Annotated in this window: 14 protein-coding genes; 4 read left to right on the forward strand and 10 right to left on the reverse strand. The window is 69.7% G+C overall.

Translation table 11 applies throughout. From position 1 onward, the window contains the following. Nucleotides 1-158: 158 nt before the first annotated feature. Together QA861_RS12145 and QA861_RS12150 are read right to left on the reverse strand one after the other, a co-directional pair. Entirely contained in the window at nt 159-362 is a 204-nt protein-coding gene (locus tag QA861_RS12145; RefSeq protein WP_006375438.1) for a hypothetical protein, read from the reverse strand. A 391-nt stretch (nt 363-753) separates the two neighbouring features. Next, nucleotides 754-1,035 carry an acylphosphatase gene (locus tag QA861_RS12150; RefSeq protein ID WP_334588355.1) on the reverse strand — a complete coding sequence of 94 codons (282 nt, stop codon included), beginning with the start codon at nt 1,033-1,035 and terminating at the stop codon, nt 754-756. Nucleotides 1,036-1,177: 142 nt separating this feature from the next. On the opposite strand from QA861_RS12150, the gene QA861_RS12155 reads away from it, so the two are divergent. Together QA861_RS12155 and QA861_RS12160 are read left to right on the forward strand one after the other, a co-directional pair. Beyond that, nucleotides 1,178-2,335: a CAP domain-containing protein gene (locus QA861_RS12155; RefSeq protein WP_334590526.1), complete on the forward strand. Its 1,158-nt coding sequence runs from the start codon at nt 1,178-1,180 to the stop codon at nt 2,333-2,335. A 103-nt stretch (nt 2,336-2,438) separates the two neighbouring features. Continuing rightward, on the forward strand, nt 2,439-2,831 hold the full coding sequence (locus QA861_RS12160) for a winged helix-turn-helix transcriptional regulator (protein WP_443041477.1): 393 nt from the start codon (nt 2,439-2,441) through the stop codon (nt 2,829-2,831). A 13-nt stretch (nt 2,832-2,844) separates the two neighbouring features. On the opposite strand, the gene mutM is transcribed toward QA861_RS12160, so the two are convergent. The 8 genes from mutM to QA861_RS12200 form a co-directional block, all read right to left on the reverse strand. Then, nucleotides 2,845-3,705: a bifunctional DNA-formamidopyrimidine glycosylase/DNA-(apurinic or apyrimidinic site) lyase gene (gene mutM, locus QA861_RS12165; protein WP_334588356.1), complete on the reverse strand. Its 861-nt coding sequence runs from the start codon at nt 3,703-3,705 to the stop codon at nt 2,845-2,847. Between the two features lie 130 nt (nt 3,706-3,835). Continuing rightward, nucleotides 3,836-4,678, reverse strand: coding sequence for a ribonuclease III (gene rnc, locus QA861_RS12170; protein WP_334588357.1), 843 nt, complete (start codon nt 4,676-4,678; stop codon nt 3,836-3,838). Nucleotides 4,679-4,697: 19 nt separating this feature from the next. Further along, nucleotides 4,698-4,871 carry a 50S ribosomal protein L32 gene (gene rpmF / locus QA861_RS12175; RefSeq protein ID WP_030753522.1) on the reverse strand — a complete coding sequence of 58 codons (174 nt, stop codon included), beginning with the start codon at nt 4,869-4,871 and terminating at the stop codon, nt 4,698-4,700. A gap of 2 nt (nt 4,872-4,873) precedes the next feature. Further along, nucleotides 4,874-5,524, reverse strand: a complete 651-nt coding sequence (locus QA861_RS12180; protein WP_334588359.1) for a YceD family protein — start codon at nt 5,522-5,524, stop codon at nt 4,874-4,876. Nucleotides 5,525-5,653: 129 nt separating this feature from the next. Next, a complete protein-coding gene (locus QA861_RS12185) occupies nt 5,654-6,727 on the reverse strand; it encodes a cell division initiation protein (RefSeq protein ID WP_334588360.1) in 1,074 nt (357 codons plus the stop codon). 102 nt (nt 6,728-6,829) lie between these two features. After that, nucleotides 6,830-7,309, reverse strand: a complete 480-nt coding sequence (coaD, locus tag QA861_RS12190) for a pantetheine-phosphate adenylyltransferase (RefSeq protein ID WP_006375441.1) — start codon at nt 7,307-7,309, stop codon at nt 6,830-6,832. Nucleotides 7,310-7,335: 26 nt separating this feature from the next. Continuing rightward, nucleotides 7,336-7,920, reverse strand: a complete 585-nt coding sequence (rsmD, locus tag QA861_RS12195) for a 16S rRNA (guanine(966)-N(2))-methyltransferase RsmD (RefSeq protein WP_334588361.1) — start codon at nt 7,918-7,920, stop codon at nt 7,336-7,338. Nucleotides 7,921-8,066: 146 nt separating this feature from the next. After that, nucleotides 8,067-11,309: a helicase-related protein gene (locus tag QA861_RS12200; RefSeq protein WP_334588362.1), complete on the reverse strand. Its 3,243-nt coding sequence runs from the start codon at nt 11,307-11,309 to the stop codon at nt 8,067-8,069. Between the two features lie 172 nt (nt 11,310-11,481). Here QA861_RS12200 and QA861_RS12205 point away from each other — a divergent pair, with 172 nt between their 5' ends. Then, complete coding sequence (locus QA861_RS12205) at nt 11,482-13,335, forward strand: HSP90 family protein (RefSeq protein WP_334588363.1); 1,854 nt, start codon at nt 11,482-11,484, stop codon at nt 13,333-13,335. Then, entirely contained in the window at nt 13,332-16,289 is a 2,958-nt protein-coding gene (locus tag QA861_RS12210) for a tetratricopeptide repeat protein (RefSeq protein ID WP_334588364.1), read from the forward strand. Before QA861_RS12205 ends, QA861_RS12210 begins: the two co-directional genes overlap by 4 nt. Nucleotides 16,290-16,309 lie beyond the last annotated feature (20 nt).

Consider the following 16,309-nt stretch of genomic DNA (forward strand, 5'->3'; position numbering starts at 1 on the left):
CGCGCGGAGAAGCACGGGGGAATAAAGAAGGGACGCCGAAGCGTCCCTTGCAATACTCTGGCCAAACTCCGACAGCTCAGCGGTTGACACGGGCAGTTCAACCACGGAGTTGCCGTGTGCGGTGCGCAGTGCTGATGCAATGCGTGACGATGCAGTGATCAGGTGAGCGCGGGCTCCGCCTGGCGTGCGTCGATGCTCTCGAGAAGCGAGTCGTGAGAAGCGGCAGCCGTCAGCTCGTCGTTTTCCGCCTGGATGCGTCCGAGTTCGGATTCCAGGTCCTGTACGCGCTGCTGGAGCCGTCGCATCTCGGCGAGGAGTCGCGGGTCAGAGCCGCCGACGTAACCGAGAAGCGCCTTTGCCATGATGGATGGTCCTCCACACTGAGTGACCGACCGAAGCGGTGTGGGTCGTGAGGGAATCGCACCCGCGATGCTTGGCACTCTGGAGTTCTTGCTTAGGTTTTTGCTGCCGTTCTTACATGCCAAACAGCTAAGGTGCGCGGGGCTTTCAGCGTCTCACCAAAAAGTTTGACGGTCAACACGATCACGCCCTGTATTGGCGGGCGGCCCGGGGCGCGCGGCCTCTGGCGGGCGGCGCTGCGCCTTCGACGGGGCCCGAGGGCGCGGCCGCGAGCGCTTTCCGCGGAGCCTGCCACGACCTGCGCTTCTTGGCAACCACCAGCCGGTTTCCGCTGTGGACAAGTGCGTGCGGCATGCCCACAAGGCGCGGCCTGGGCGGCTTTACAGAACCGTCTCAGCGGATGGCGAAGCCGTCGTAGATCCGGCGAGGTGTGTCCCAGATCTCGGTGACGCCGTCGACGCGGCCGGGCGTGTCGTCTCCGCGCAGCCAGTCGAGCAGCCCCTCGCAGCCCTGTCGAGTGCCCTCGGCGACCACTTGCACACGTCCGTCGTCCAGATTGAGAGCAAAACCACTCAGGCCGCCGATCTCCAGGGCCCTCGCCCGCGTGAACCAGCGGAATCCCACGCCCTGCACGCGTCCGCGCACCCAGGCGACCAGTCGCACATCGTCGTTCATGAATGCACGCTAACGGGCCAATGTCTCTCTGAGCACTTCCTCCCCTTGCGCCATGGGGTACCGTCCCCACCCAACGAATCTCATATGAAACTCACTCGTTCGAGTGAGTAACCCTGACCGCAAGGACGAGGAAGGCCACAACATGGGACGGCACCGACGCTCCGCCGCCGGCCGCGCCGCCACAGGTCGCGCCACGGGGGTCACGGAACCATACGATTCGGACACGGATGGTTACGGATCCGGCCATGGACCGTACGACGCCCACGTCCCTCACACGCCTCACACCGCCTACAGCACGCTATGGGAGGACGCTCCCACCACCGTGGGTAGCGCTCCGTACCTGCACCCGGAGGCGCACTCCGACGCCTACGCGAGGAGTGACGCCTACCTCTTCGCGCCGGACGACACCGGTGCCCGTTCCGCGGTGACCGGCGGCCCCTTCGACGGGCCCGGCGCCGGTGGTGACCGCCGGCGCCGCAAGAAGCGGTCATCGATGTCGGTCCGTACGGGCCTGCTCGGCGTCTCCGCCGCGGTCGCCCTGGGGACGGTCGCGGTCGCCACCGGCGTGCTGCCCGGCGGTGACAAGTACAACATCGTCGGCGGCAGCGGCGGTGACAAGGTGCAGGCAGTGGACACCCCGACGAACGCGGAGACCCAGCAGGGCGGTGCGTCCGGCAACGCCGACGAGGACCGGGCCGGCGGTACGTCGACGAGCCGCGACGCGGACCGCGACACGTCTCCCCCCTCCCCGTCCGCGTCACCCTCCCAGTCGACCGCGCCGGCCACCCCGACCCCCAAGGCCCCGCCGAAGAAGTCGGCGGTCACGCCCAGCGAGGCGCCGAAGACGACTCCGGCACCCACTCCGACGAAGTCGGAGGAAAAGGCGAGGCAGCAGTCCTCCGCCCCCGTCACCGTGTCCGCGCAGGCCGCCGCCGAGGCGGAGGTGCTCCAGCTGGTCAACGAGGAGCGGGCGAAGGTGGGCTGCAGCGCGGTGTCCGCGAACAGCGCGCTGCGGGATCTGGCGGAGGCGTTCAGCGAGGACATGGCCGCCCGGGACTTCTTCGACCACACCGACCCCGACGGCCTCTCACCCTGGGACCGGGCGGACAAGGCCGGCATAACCAGTCTCGGCGGCGAGAACATCGCCCGGGGACAGGCCGACGCCGCCGCGGTGATGGAGGCCTGGATGAACAGCCCCGGCCACAAGGCGAACATCCTGAACTGCGACTTCAAGACGCTGGGCGTGGGTGTGCACTTCGGCTCGGGCGGCCCCTGGTGGACCCAGGACTTCGGGTACTGACCGGCGGCATCACCTGCTGACCTGAATATCGCACCAACAGTTTGCACTAACTACTGGTTAGCGCAATCTTCAGGTCAGCGCTGCGCTCGCGTACCCTGGGGTCATGATGAACACCATGGAGGAGAACCTCCCCTACGACGTGTTCGCCAGGGCCTGCCCGTCGCGCGGCACGCTGGAGCACGTCACGGGCCGCTGGGGCGCACTCACACTCGGCGCCCTGCAGGAGGGCTCGCTCCGATTCAACGAGTTGCGCCGCCGCGTCGACGGTGTGAGCGAGAAAATGCTGTCCCAGACCCTCCAGAGCCTGGAGCGCGACGGCCTGGTCCACCGCGAGGCCCAGCCGACGAACCCGCCCCGCGTGGATTACGAGCTGACCCCCCTGGGCCACGAGGTCGCCGAACGGCTGCTGGCGCTCATCCACTTCGTGGAGGGCCGCATGGATTCCGTACTGGCGGCACGCGAGAGGTACGACGAGTCGCGCGCCGCTCACCACTAGCAGCCGCGCTCGACTACGGCGAGAGGCGCGGCGCCCGCTGGCACTGCGGGCAGAAGTAGCTGGACCGGTTCATCCAGGGGCGGCGACGCATCGGCGTCGCACAGCGTTTACAGGGCAGCCCCTCACGTCCGTACGCGTCGAGCGAGCGGTCGAAGTACCCCGATTCGCCATTGACGTTGACGTAGAGACTGTCGAAACTCGTGCCACCCACGGCCAGCGCCGCGTTCATCACATCCCGTACGTGGCCCAGGAGTTCGGCCGTGCGCGGGCGGGTGAAGCCCGCGGTCGGACGTTCGTAGTGGACGCGGGAGCGCCAAAGGGCCTCGTCCGCGTAGATGTTGCCCACGCCGCTGATCAACGACTGGTCGAGCAGGGCCCGTTTGATGGTCGTACGCTTCCTGCGCAGCGCCTGGTGGAAGGCCTCGTCATCGAACAGCGGGTCGAGGGGGTCCCGCGCGATGTGGGCGATGACGTCGGGTAGCCCGTCGGGGGTGTTGTCGTGCAACGACAGTCCACCGAAGGTGCGTTGGTCGACGAAGCGCAGCTCGGTCGCCAGGGCGTCCGCGAACCGGACGCGAATCCGCAGATGCTTCTCGTCGGGGGCGTCGTGCGGCTGCACCAGCAGCTGACCGCTCATCCCGAGATGCGCGAGCACCGACTGCCCGGTGTCCTCCAGCGGCAGCCACAGATACTTCCCACGCCGACTGGGTGTACCGATGCGATGCCCTTTGAGGCGATGCGCGAAGTCGTCCGGACCGGCGACATGCCGCCGCACGGCCCGAGGATGCAACACCTCGGCATCAGCGACGGTCCGCTGAGCAACCCACCGAGCCAGCCCCCGCCGTACGACCTCGACTTCAGGCAACTCAGGCACGGAAACCCCCTGCTTTTAGCTTTTAGGGGCGCGGGGAACTGCGCGACAAGCCACACTCAGCCCGCAGCCGACACACAACCGAAGAACACCAGTGCCGTCCCGCCAGGGACAGACACTGGTGCACACAAACTCAGGCAGACGCGGAGGAGGACGCCTCAGCGTCATCCTCGACAGGCACAGGCACCGCAGCCTCGGCCGCGACCTCAGCCACAGCCTCCGCGGCAGCGGCCTTCGCACGTTCGTCCGCATCCGCGCGGATGGAACGCCAGGCCGATTCCGCGGCCTGCTGCTCCGCCTCCTTCTTGCTGCGGCCGGTGCCGGTGCCGTACGAGACGCCTCCGACGCGGGCGGCAGCAGTGAAGGTCTTCTCGTGGTCCGGGCCGGTCTCCGTGACCAGGTACTCGGGTACACCGAGCCCTTCGGTCGCGGTGAGCTCCTGGAGACTGGTCTTCCAGTCCAGGCCGGCACCGAGGTTCGAGGACTTCTCGATCAGTGGGTCGAAGAGACGGTGGACGAGTTCGCCCGCCGCGTCGAGACCCTGGTCGAGATAGACAGCGCCGATCACCGCTTCGAGGGTGTCGGCGAGGATGGACGCCTTGTCCCGCCCGCCCGTGCCCTCTTCACCCCGGCCGAGCCGGATGAAGGAGCCGAGTTCGAGCCCGCGGCCCACCTCCGCGAGCGCACGAGAATTGACCACCGCGGCCCGCAGCTTGGCCAACTGGCCTTCTGGGAGGTCGGGGTGGGTCCGGTACAGCGTGTCCGTGACCACCAGGCCGAGCACGGAGTCCCCGAGGAACTCCAACCGCTCGTTGGTGGGCAGACCGCCGTTCTCGTACGCGTACGAACGGTGGGTCAACGCACGCACCAGAAGGGCGGACTCAAGCTGGTAGCCGAGCCGCCCTTCCAGAAGCGTGTGGGACGAGGCCGTGTCCGCCTTCTTCTTGGCGGACGAGTCCGCCTGGGCGTCAGACATGAAGCCTCTCACCGGCCGCTCAGACCTCGAGGACCTGGCGCTTGTTGTAAGTGCCGCAAGACGGGCACGCGATGTGCTGCAGCTTGGGCTCCTGGCAGCGCTCGCACGCAACCAGAGTGGGGACCGCAGCCTTCCACTGCGACCGGCGGTGGCGCGTGTTGCTGCGCGACATCTTCCGCTTCGGAACAGCCACGGCTACTTCTCCTGCTTCTCGTCGACGCCCGCTTGCGCTTCGGCGCCGCTGATCTCGTCCTTCTCGCCGGGTTCGAGTGAACCTGCGAGTCCCTGCAGTGCCGCCCAACGGATGTCGACGGCGTCATGGTGGTGGGCCGGGTCGTCAGCCAGCCGGGCTCCACACTCGGAGCACAGGCCAGGGCAGTCGTCCTGGCACACCGGCTGCATCGGCAGTGCGAGCACCACCGCATCACGCAGCACGGTTTCGAGGTCGAACAAGCCGTCCTCGATGAAGAGCGTGTCCTCGTCGTCCTCGGCGTCGTCGGCCGGCTCCGCCTTTACGCGGCCCCGGTCGTCGGCGTCAGGGTACGAGAACATCTCCTGGAAGTCCGCTGTGAGCTCCTGCTCAAGCGGCTCCAGACACCTTACGCACTCCCCCTTGGCCCGTGCACGGGCGGTGCCTGTGACAAGCACACCTTCCATGACGGACTCCAGACGGAGTTCGAGCTCCACCGGCGCGCCTTCCGGCACTCCGATGACTCCCGCGATCCCAAGATCCGCAGGAGCGTCGATCTCACGGGTAAGGCGCTGCAGCGCGCCAGGACGCCGCCCCAGCTCGTGTGTGTCGAACACAAGAGGGTTGCGGTGGTCGAGGCGGGCGTTCAGAGCCATTCCTGCTTTCGATCTTCGATGCTCAGCTGCTCGTCTTCCGGGCAGCGGTGATCGCAGAGGTACATGCGACCGAAGAGCCAGGATACTGGACCTTCCGCCCACGGCCCAATCCGGTCCCCGTCCGGGCACTTACTGCCCGCCGCGTCCCTGTTCGTAGGCGCGCAACTGCTCGGCGCTGATCATGCCGGTGTCGAAGAGGCTGGTCTCGTCGAGGGCGTACGACTGCTGCTGTTCCGCCTGTGCGTAGTCCTGCTGGCCCTGCTGGTCCTGGGCGGGGTCGTAGGCGGCCTGTGAGCCGTCGTACGCCTGGTAGGCGTAGGGGTCGGCCGTCTGGTAGCCGTACTGGTCCTGCTGCTGGGCGTACGCCTGCTGGTAGCCGCCGTAGGGGTCGGCGGGCTGCTGGTAGCCGTACTGGTCCTGCCGGCCGTACTGCTGCTGGGCCGGGATCTCCGCCGCGCGGGGCTGTTCGGCGGGGGCGTCCGGGACGACGGCGAGGCCGGCCAGGAAGTCGGCGTCACTGGTGTGCTGCCTGGAGGTGCCGTCGTCGTCCTGGCCGAGGGCGCCGAGGTCGTCGCTGGCGATGCGGCCGTGCAGGGTCTGCCGGCCTCGGCCGACGGCCTCCAGGGTCTTGGCGAGGACGGCCTCGAAGGCGCCGAGCTTCACGTCGACGTATTTGTCGGCGTTGACACGCAGGGTCTCGGGGTCGTGGCTGCGCTCGGGGGCGTCCTCGTCCTCGTACCCCTGGTCGTCGAGGCCGGGGCCGGTGCCGAGCAGCTTCTCGCGGCCGCGGCCGACCGAGCCGAGGGTCTTGGTGAGGACGACCTCGAAGTTGGCGAGCTTGGAGTCGACGTAGTCGTCGGCCTCGGCGCGGACGTCCTCGGCCTCCTTGCGGGCCTCCGTGAGGATGCGGTCCGCCTCGCTCTGGGAGCGGCGGGCGACCTCCGTGTCGGAGATCAGCGAGCCGCGCTCCTCGTGCGCGGTCCGGATGATCCGGTCGGCCTCCTGGCGGGCCTGGTCGACCAGCTGTTCCCGGTCGCCGATCAGCTCCTGTGCCTGCGCGAGGGAGCCGGGCAGGGCCGCGCGCACCTCTTCCAGCATCGCGAGCAGTTCGGCGCGGTTGACCACGCACGAGGCCGACATGGGCATCGACCGGGCACTGGAGACCGAGGAGACGATCTCGTCGAGCTTCTTCTGCACGTCCACCGTGTGCTCGCCACTCTCTACAGCTGTGATGAAGACGGACGGGTCGACTGTACGACTCCTGCCGACCCGCCCGACACCGAGTGACGGTATGTCAGTCCCTCGTCAGTCCTTCTTGAGGCGGCCGTCGAGGGCTTCCAGGACCAGTGGCGGCACGAGGTGGGACACGTCCCCGCCCCAGGCGGCGACCTCCTTGACGAGCGAGGAGGACAGGAAGCTGTAGGTGGGATTGGTCGGTACGAAGAGCGTCTCGACGCCGGACAGCCCGTTGTTCATCTGGGCCATCTGGAGTTCGTAGTCGAAGTCACTGACCGCGCGCAGGCCCTTGACGATGGCCGGGATGTCGCGCTGCTTGCAGAAGTCGACGAGGAGGCCGTGGAAGGACTCGACCCGGACGTTCCCGAACTCGGCGGTGACCTGGCGGATCAGGTCGATCCGTTCGTCGACCTCGAAGAGACCCTTCTTGGACTTGTTGATCATGACCGCGACATAGACCTCGTCGTACAGACGGGAGGCGCGGGAAATGATGTCGAGGTGTCCGTTGGTGATCGGGTCGAACGACCCGGGACAGACGGCACGGCGCACTGGTGATCCCTCGCTCTCCGGTCCGGTCATCGTGCGTCATCGCACGTAGAGGCGGCGCGACCGTACCAAAACGTTCCCTCGCCGTAGCGACGGAACCGGAGCGCTTCGAAGCCGTCCGGCCAAGGGAACTGACCGCCTCTGGTGCTGCGCTCCACGGTGACGAGGGCTTCGGCCGCGAGCCAGCCCCCGGCCCGGAGTGTGAGCAGAATCTCCCGAAGATCGTCGTTCTCGACGGCGTACGGCGGGTCGAGGAAGACGATGTCGTACGGCTGTGTGGACGGCGTCTGAACAACCTGTTCCGCCTTGGCCGCCCTGACCTCGGCGCCGGGCAGCCCGAGCGCCTTCACGTTCTCGCGGACGATACGGGCGGCGCGGGCGTCGGCCTCCACGAGGAGGGTGTGTCCGGCACCGCGGCTGAGCGCCTCCAGGCCCACGGCGCCCGAGCCGGCGTACAGGTCGAGGACGCGCTCACCGTCCAGGGGGCCGCCGAGGAGGGCCTGCCAGGTGGAGAAGAGGCCCTCGCGGGCGCGGTCGGAGGTGGGGCGCGTGCCTGTTCCCGGCGGGACGGCTAGGCGGCGTCCGCCGGCTGTGCCGGCGATCACGCGGGTCATCTGGGGTCCTTGTCCGTTTCCGTGTGGTGATTGCGGGTCCAGTTTCGCAGGCGGGGGTGGGGGCGCGTGTGTTGTTGGCGACTGCGGGTGCATGGGGGCTGGTCGCGCAGTTCCCCGCGCCCCTGGAGGGACGCGGGGTGATGGCCTCACCCCTTGTCCAGGTACTGCTCCCTCTCCTCGTCCAGTAGGGCGTCCAGGGCCGTGCGGAGGCCCGGGAGGTTGTTCAGGTCCGGGTCTGCGGCGACCACCGCCGCCCCCTCCTCCCTCGCCTCCGCGATGATCTCCTCGTCGTCGATGACGGTGAGCATCCGCAGGGACGTGCGGGCGCCGGACTGGGCCTGGCCCAGGACATCGCCCTCGCGGCGTTGTTCGAGGTCGATGCGGGAGAGTTCGAAGCCGTCGAGGGTGGCGGCGACGGAGTTGAGGCGCTGACGGGCGGGGCTCGCCTCGGGCATCTCGCTGACCAGGAGGCAGAGCCCGGCGGCCGAGCCACGGCCGACGCGGCCCCGGAGCTGGTGGAGCTGGGAGACGCCGAAGCGGTCGGCGTCCATGATCACCATCGCGGTCGCGTTGGGCACGTTGACGCCGACCTCGATGACCGTGGTGGCCACCAAAACGTCCGTCTCACCGGCGGCGAAGCGGCGCATCACGGCGTCCTTGTCGTCGGGGTGCATACGGCCGTGCAGGATCTCGACCCTCAGCCCCTGGAGAGGGCCCCGGGTGAGTTGCTCGGCCACCTCCACGACGGCGAGCGGCGGGCGTTTCTCGGCCTCGTCCTCGGCGGACTTCTTCTTTCCGGCCTTCTTCGGGTCGTCCTCCTCATCGCCGATGCGGGGGCAGACGACATACGCCTGATGTCCGTTGCCCACCTCCTCGCGCACGCGCTCCCACGCGCGTGCCAAAAAATGGGGCTTGTCGGCGGCCGGGACGACGTGGCTGGCGATCGGGGAACGGCCGGCCGGGAGCTGGTCCAGGACCGATGTCTCCAGGTCGCCGAAGACAGTCATGGCGACCGTGCGCGGGATGGGTGTGGCGGTCATCACCAGCAGGTGCGGGGGCTGTTTGCCCTTGCCGCGCAGGGCGTCGCGCTGTTCGACGCCGAAGCGGTGCTGTTCGTCGACGACGACGAGGCCGAGGTCGTGGAACTGGACCTTGTCCTCGATCAGCGCGTGCGTGCCGATCACGAGCCCCGCCTCGCCGGTGACGAGGTCGAGCAGTGCCTGGCGGCGGGCCGCGGTGCCCATGGAGCCGGTCAGGAGGACCACCTTGGTGGCCTTGTCGGCGCCGCCGAGCATTCCGCCCTGCGCCAACTCGCCCATCATCTCGGTGATCGACCGGTGGTGCTGCTGGGCGAGCACTTCGGTGGGCGCGAGCATCGCGGCCTGACCGCCCGCGTCGACCACGGCGAGCATGGCGCGCAGGGCCACCATCGTGTTGTGAGTCACTGTGAAGTTGTCGGTGACGTAGGCGTGGCTGGGGTGCGCAACGCTGATGCACTGGACGGGCTTGCGTCCCACGTGCTCGACCGCCCGAATTCCCCGTCGGAACGTGTTGTATTTCGGCCGGGGGCTTACCCGTTCGGCCTTTCTCCTCAGCCTGAACGGTGCGTACATGTCGGGCAGGGACACGAAGACGTTGAATGCCGCCCGCCGCGGCAGGATTCGCGCCCTGCCGCCCAGGGAGCGGACTAGCCACGCGACGTCCTCCGCGAGCCTCCTCGAGGCCGAACAGAACGAGATACTGAGTCCTCCCTTGTCGACTGTGCCGTCCGTGTCCATGAGCCCTTGGAGCACAGCGAGGCGGTTTTTGATCGACGTGTTCTTGAACTCGTCGGGAATGAACTTGCCATGCGACGTCACGCCCCAAAGGTTCAGGTCCTGCGCGGCCTGGATCACTGGATTGCGCACGCCACCCGCGCGGCGGGTCAGTTGGATCGTGTAGTCGCAGCGGGAACCGCTCACCGGAACCAGCCGACATTCCGGTGCCACGGCGGTCGCGGCTGCATCACGGATCTCAGCATCGACCGTGGACAGACGCAGGTTGTGCCGGAACGAGCCGTCTCCGAGAAGAAGACCGAACAGGTAGGGATCGAGAGGCAGCCCGCAGTCGTCTCCGAGATCGACCGGGGTGACTGCCGGGAGATACCACTTCGACGATCCGTTGGCCTTGAACGTGTCCAGCCGAATTTCTCGAGTCGTCATGACCTTGGGAGCCTGGCCACGGTGCCATCCGCAACTCGTGCCGACGATCCAGAGATGCTCGTCGTCGGACTCGACGGAACTGCCGTCCGAAAGGACCAAGCGCCAGACATCACGCTCGCCTTGTGGAAAGAGGCCGTCGATCAGCGCGATCTCCCCGTTGGGCACGACGATCTCGTCACCGACCCTCAGGTCCCCCATACGGCGGAAACCAACAGGGGTGAGGACGAGTGAGTCGAGAGGCTGAGCCTTGCCCGAGCCCACCTCTCCCTGCAGCAACCGATGCATCGGATGCTCCGCCGCCAGGTCGTCGAAGATCTCCTTGGAGACCTTCTGCTGGCCCTCTGTGAGGGTGAAGGGGAGTTTCGCGTCGAAGGCGGTGAGAATGCCGTCCGGGGACGGTTTGCGGGGCACCGCCGGGAGTTGGGCGTCCGCGTGGCGGCGGCGGGCCAGGGCGACCTGGAGGACGAACGCCTCGTCCCACTTGAGGCGGGTGCGCGCCTCCTCGATGTCGGCCTTGGTGTGCGGGCGGTGGATCTTCAGTAGGGCCTCGGGGAGGGTGGCCAGGCCCCTGCCCTCCCGAAGGGAGGGGGGCAGCGGGTCGACGGCGTCCTGGGCGCTGAGCAGGACCGTCTGGACCGACTTGGCGATCTTCCAGGACTCCAGTTTCGCGGTGGCCGGGTACATCGGGATCAGGGCGCCCGCCCAGGAGTCGACGGCCTCCGCCGCCTCGTCTGTGTCGCCGCGCAGCAACTCGTACGCCGGATGGGCCAGCTGGAGGCGGCGGTTGAAGACCGAGACCTTGCCGGCGAACAGGGCGCGGGTGCCGGGGAGGAGTTCCTTGTGGGGTTTGTGGACTCCGTGGCCGAAGAAGACCAGTTGGATCCGGCCGCTGCCGTCTGTGATGGTGACTTCCAGGCGCTGGCCCTTGCCCCGGGGGGCCTTGGAGGACGCGAAGGTGTGCAGGCGGGCGTCGGCCACCTGGGCGACCACGGTCACGTGCTCGTCCATGGGGAGGTCGGCCAGGTGGGTGAGCTGGCCCCGCTCCTCGTATCTGCGCGGATAGTGGTGCAGGAGGTCGCCGACGGTGTGCAGGCCGAGGTGCTCGGCCATCACCTTCGCGGTGGCGGGGCCGAGCACTGACTTCAGCTGTTGTTTCAGGGGTTCTTCCAGTGCGGGCACGAGATCCATTGCACACCACGCCACTGACATTGCCGTATACGTACTCAGAATCCGCTGGTCAGACGGCTCGTTCCGGGCCTAGGATGGCGCGCCCCCGGCCATCCCCGCGGTCACCGCCTCACCGGGACCGCCCGACCCCGCGCCGTCGCCAGAACCTGGTCCCCCCTCCGGCGCTGCGACGATGGACTCCCAGACCTCACAGTCATCCCAGGCACCCCAGTCCCCGCATACGTTCCAGGTCGACCTGCGCGGCCTCGTGGACCTGCTCTCCCATCACCTCTACTCCAGCCCCAGGGTCTATCTGCGCGAGCTGCTGCAGAACGCCGTGGACGCGATCACGGCCCGGCGCGCCGAGCAGCCCGACGCCCCTGCGCGGGTGCGGCTGTACGCGGAGGGCGGCACCCTGCGGGTCGAGGACTCCGGGGTCGGTCTCACCGAGGCGGACGTGCACAACCTCCTCGCGACCATCGGCCGCAGTTCCAAGCGGGCGGATCCGGGCGGCATCCAGGAAGCGCGTTCGGAGTTCCTCGGCCAGTTCGGCATCGGGCTGCTGGCCTGTTTCGTCGTGGCCGAGCGGATCAGGGTCGTCAGCCGCAGTGCCCGTACGCCGGACGCGCCGCCCGTGGAGTGGACGGCCGCGGACGACGGTTCGTACACCGTGCGCACGCTGCCCGACGAGGCCCGGCCGGAACCGGGCACCACCGTGCACCTGGTGGCGCGGCCCGGGGCCGGCGAGTGGCTCACCGAGGCGCGTGTGCTGGCGCTGGCGCGGGACTTCGGGTCGCTGCTGCCGTACGACGTGCGGGTGGGCGACGAGGCCGTCACCGATCTGCCGGCGCCCTGGAACCGTCCGTATCCGTCGCCCGCCACCCGAAGGGTGGCCCTTCAGCGGCACTGTCACGACCTGTTCGGGTTCACGCCGCTGGACTCGATCGACCTGGACGTGCCGCTCGCCGGGATCCGCGGGGTGGCGTACGTCCTGCCGTCCTCCGTGAGTCCGGCGCAGCGAGCGAGTCACCGGGTGCATCTGAAGGGCATGCTGCTCACCGAGCGGGCCGAACAGCTGCTGCCCGACTGGGCGTTCTTCGTGCGGTGCGTGCTCGACACCGACAGTCTGCGGCCGACGGCCTCACGCGAGTCGCTGTACGAGGACGAGACGCTGGCCGCCGTACGGGAGGCACTGGGCGAAAGGATTCGCTCCTGGCTGACCGGGCTCGCCGCCGGGGACCCCGAGCGGCTGGCCGCGTTCCTGTCGGTGCACCACTTGGGGGTCAAGTCCCTGGCCAGGCACGACAAGGAGATGCTGCGCACGATGCTGCCGTGGCTCCCCTTCGAGACGACCGACGGGCAGTTGTCGCTGGAGGAGTTCGCGCAGCGCCACCCGGTGATCCACTTCACGCGGACCGTCGAGGAGTACCGGCAGGTCGCGCCGATCGCGTCCGCGCAGGGCGTCGGTGTCGTCAACGGCGGCTACACGTACGACAGTGAGCTGATCGAGGCGCTGCCGTCGGTGCGCCCGGGGACCGTGGTCGCCGAGCTGGACGCCGACACCGTGACCGCGCACCTGGACTCGGTCGACCCGGCCGAGGAGCTGGCCCTGGCGGCGTTCCTGGGGGCCGCGCGCGCCAAACTCGACCCCCTGGGGTGCGATGTCGTTCTGCGCGCCTTCCACCCGCTGTCGGTGCCCGCGCTGCACCTGGACGACCGGGCGGCCCGGCACGAACAGGCGCGCGCGGAGGCCGAGGAGCAGGCCGACGACCTGTGGGCCGGGATCCTCGGCTCCCTGCGGGGCAGCGCCCCGCGCGCGCGGCTGGTGCTCAACCATCTCAACCCGCTGATCCGGCGGATCAGTTCGCTGGAGGACCGGGAACTGATCGGCACCGCCACGGAGTCCCTGTACGGACAGGCTCTGCTCATGGCGCAGCGCCCGCTGCGGCCCGCGGACTCCGCGCTGCTGAACCGTGCGTTCATCGGCCTCCTGGAGTGGGCCACCCACAGCGATCCCACGGAGCCCACGGAGGACGGCCGGCGATGAGTGAGATCAAGGACTTCGACGCCCTCCGCGAGGCCATGGCGCTGAACTCGGAGCAACCCGAGGGACCGGCCCGCAACGCGCGCGCGGAGCAGCTGCTGGTCGAGGCCGAGAAGCTGAGCATCCCGCTCGCCGTCATCGAGGCGCTCGGGCACCAGCTGAAGGCCTACAACTACAGCTCCGAGAAGGACAGGATGTTCGTCCCCTTCGCGCGTCTGCTGCGCATGTGGGACGAGCGGCCCGAGGACTTCGACGAGTACGAGGTCCACACGCTGCACTGGGTCTTCAAGTGGATGACCACGGGCATGCTGGACCAGCCGCACATCCCGTTGGCCTCCATCGAGAAGTGGCTCGGCGAGATGGAGCACCGCTACCGGCTCGCCGGGCACTCCGAACGGGCCGTGCGGAGCGCCGAGTTCAGTGTGGCCGCGCATGTCGGTGACCTGCCTCGTGCCGAACGGGCGTACGCCGCCTGGCTCGCCGCCGACCGCGACAGCATGGCCGACTGCCACGCCTGCGAACTGCACAGTCAGGGCTGGTGGCAGACCGAGCGGGGCGCGGACGCCGAGGCTCTCGACCTGTGGCGGCCGGTCCTGGAGGGCGAGTTCACCTGCGCCCACGAACCGCACACCGTCCTGGCGTCCTCCCTGGGCCCGCTGCTGCGTCTGGGCCGGCTGGACGAGGCCCGCGCGCATCATCTGCGGGGCTTCCGGCTGGTGCGGCCCATGGAGAGCATGCGGGCCGCGTACGCGGACCACGTCGAGTTCTGCGCGCTGACCGGCAACGAGGCGCGCGCGCTGGAACTGCTCGCGGAGCGTCCCGCGTACTTCACGGACTCCGGGCAGCCGCGCAGCCAGATGGACTTCCTGGCCGCCGTGACCCTCCTCATGGACCGGCTCACCGGCCTGGGTATGGGCACCCAGTCGGTGCCCGGACCGGCCGGGCGGGCCTGGACGGCCGGTGAACTCGCCGTCCACGCGCGTGCGGAGGCCCTTTCCCTGTCGGCGCGTTTCGACCTGCGCAACGGCACGTCGTCCGTGGGTGACGACATCCGCGCGCGCATGGACCAGGCTCCCCTGGTGGACCGCCTGCCGCTGGGTGTGCGCGCGGCGAGGGGTGTCCCTGCTCCCCGCAAGGCTCCCGCCGAGTCCGTGCTGTCCCCGGACACGGTGGAGAAGCAGGCCGCCGCCCCGGACGATCTGCCCGCGCTGCTCGCCGACGCGCGCCGCATGTCCCACGCGTTGCTTCCGCACGCGATGGAGGCGTGGGCGGCCGTCTGGCGGGCCGCCGAGGGTGTGGACCTACCGGCGGCCGACAGGGCGGAGATCGTCGACCACAGGGCCATGGAAGGCGGTCCTGAGGGCATCGCGCTCTTCGAGCGGGCCGCCGAGCTGTACGCCGAGGCGGGCGACCCCGGCGAGGCCCTGGCCGCCCGCGCCCGCGCCGCGTACGCCCGCGCTCTCGACGGCGACCTCGACGCGGCCCTGGACGCCGTCTCCGAGCCGTACGAGGAGGTCCTCGCGCTCTACTCCGACGAGAGCACCGGCGTACGCCAGGCCGCGGCCGTCCTGATGGGACGCGCCCGCGTCCTCATGCGGCAGGTCGAGGAGGCCGGCACCGACCAGGCCCTGGCCGCCGCCGAGAACGCCGTACGGGAGCTGCTGGCGCTCGTCGACGGGCACGCCGGGGACGATGTGCGGCTCGCCTCACGCGGCGCGGAGGCACAGGCGATGCTCGGGGAGCTGGCGACGCGCACCGGGGACCTCGCGGGGGCGGCGGAACTGTTCACGTGGGCCACGGACGCGTTCGTCGCGGCGGGGCTGCCGTGGTTCGCGGTGGAGTACGAGGCCCGGCTGGCCGGGCTCGCCCACCACCTCGGCGACATCGCCGGGGCCGAGCGGGCGCTGCGCGGGGCCCTGGAGCACGGCGGGGCGTATCTGGAGGCGGCGGGCCAGGCCCAGCTGAACCTGCAGCTCGCCGAGATCCTCGGGACGCGCGGCGAGGTCACCGAGGCGGCGGACCGCGCGCTGGAGGCCGCGCACTGGGCCGACGAGGCGGGCGAGGGCCCGACCCTGGGCGCCTGGGCCCGGCATCTGCTCGGCGGTTTCCTGCTGCGGCAGGGCCGGTGGGCGGAGGCGGCCGAGGTGCTGGAGTCCGCGCTGCCCGACCTCAGCAGCGAAACACACGGCGACGGCGCGGTCGTACAGACGCTGTGGTGGCTCGGCGACTGTCTGGGCGAGCTGGGCGAGCACCGGGAGTCCGCCGAACGCCGGCTGAAGGCCGCGGAGATCGCCCGGCACTGGCCCGAGCAGCAGGACCACGCGACGCTCGCCCACCTCGCCGCCGAGTCCCTCGGCCAGGCCGGGCTGCCCGCCGAGGCGGACCAGGCCTACGAACGTGCCGGCGAACTGTGGCGCTCGCTCGGCAACGTGCACGGCCTGGTGCGTGCCCTGCGCGCCCGCGCGTGGCTCGCGCTGCGCATGGACGCGGGTCTCGGCGGGGCCCGGCGACGGATGGCGGACGCGGTGCGGGAGTGCGCGCAGGCCCTGTCCGAGGCGGAGGACCTGGAGTCCCGCGAGCGGCTCGGCGCCGAACTCGCCCACACCCACCGCCAGTTCGGCGACCTGCTGGGGCGCTCCGCCGCCGAGGACGCCGAGGACGGCGCGATCGAGGCCGCGTTCGAGGAGGCGCTGGCCCAGATGACGAGGGCCATCGCCGTGTTCTCGTCCCTCGGCGAGGAGGGCCTGCACGGCCGCACCGGCGCCGAACTGGCCGCCGGCTGGCTGGAGGCGGACCTGAGCCGCCCGTCGGAGGCGGCGGCCCGCGCGCGCGGAGTACTGACCGCGTACGAGAAGGCCCAGGACGACTCCGACGAGGAGGAGGCCGAGACGGTACGGGCCCGGCGCGCCGAGGCGGAACAGATGCTGCAGCTCATGGAGGAACAGGAGACCGACTAGCACCCTTTCAGCGCCGGCCC

It is taken from the genome of Streptomyces sp. B21-083 (genome assembly GCF_036898825.1).
In the GTDB taxonomy this organism is placed as follows: Bacteria; Actinomycetota; Actinomycetes; order Streptomycetales; family Streptomycetaceae; genus Streptomyces.

What these genes read in the sequence shown, in the direction of transcription:
- QA861_RS12145 (WP_006375438.1), bottom strand. Translation starts at nt 362, where the DNA reads ATGGCAAAGGCGCTTCTCGGTTACGTCGGCGGCTCTGACCCGCGACTC.
- QA861_RS12150 (WP_334588355.1), bottom strand. Translation starts at nt 1,035, where the DNA reads ATGAACGACGATGTGCGACTGGTCGCCTGGGTGCGCGGACGCGTGCAG.
- QA861_RS12155 (WP_334590526.1), top strand. Translation starts at nt 1,178, where the DNA reads ATGGGACGGCACCGACGCTCCGCCGCCGGCCGCGCCGCCACAGGTCGC.
- QA861_RS12160 (WP_443041477.1), top strand. Translation starts at nt 2,439, where the DNA reads ATGATGAACACCATGGAGGAGAACCTCCCCTACGACGTGTTCGCCAGG.
- rnc (WP_334588357.1), bottom strand. Translation starts at nt 4,678, where the DNA reads ATGTCTGACGCCCAGGCGGACTCGTCCGCCAAGAAGAAGGCGGACACG.
- QA861_RS12180 (WP_334588359.1), bottom strand. Translation starts at nt 5,524, where the DNA reads ATGGCTCTGAACGCCCGCCTCGACCACCGCAACCCTCTTGTGTTCGAC.
- rsmD (WP_334588361.1), bottom strand. Translation starts at nt 7,920, where the DNA reads ATGACCCGCGTGATCGCCGGCACAGCCGGCGGACGCCGCCTAGCCGTC.
- QA861_RS12200 (WP_334588362.1), bottom strand. Translation starts at nt 11,309, where the DNA reads ATGGATCTCGTGCCCGCACTGGAAGAACCCCTGAAACAACAGCTGAAG.
- QA861_RS12205 (WP_334588363.1), top strand. Translation starts at nt 11,482, where the DNA reads ATGGACTCCCAGACCTCACAGTCATCCCAGGCACCCCAGTCCCCGCAT.
- QA861_RS12210 (WP_334588364.1), top strand. Translation starts at nt 13,332, where the DNA reads ATGAGTGAGATCAAGGACTTCGACGCCCTCCGCGAGGCCATGGCGCTG.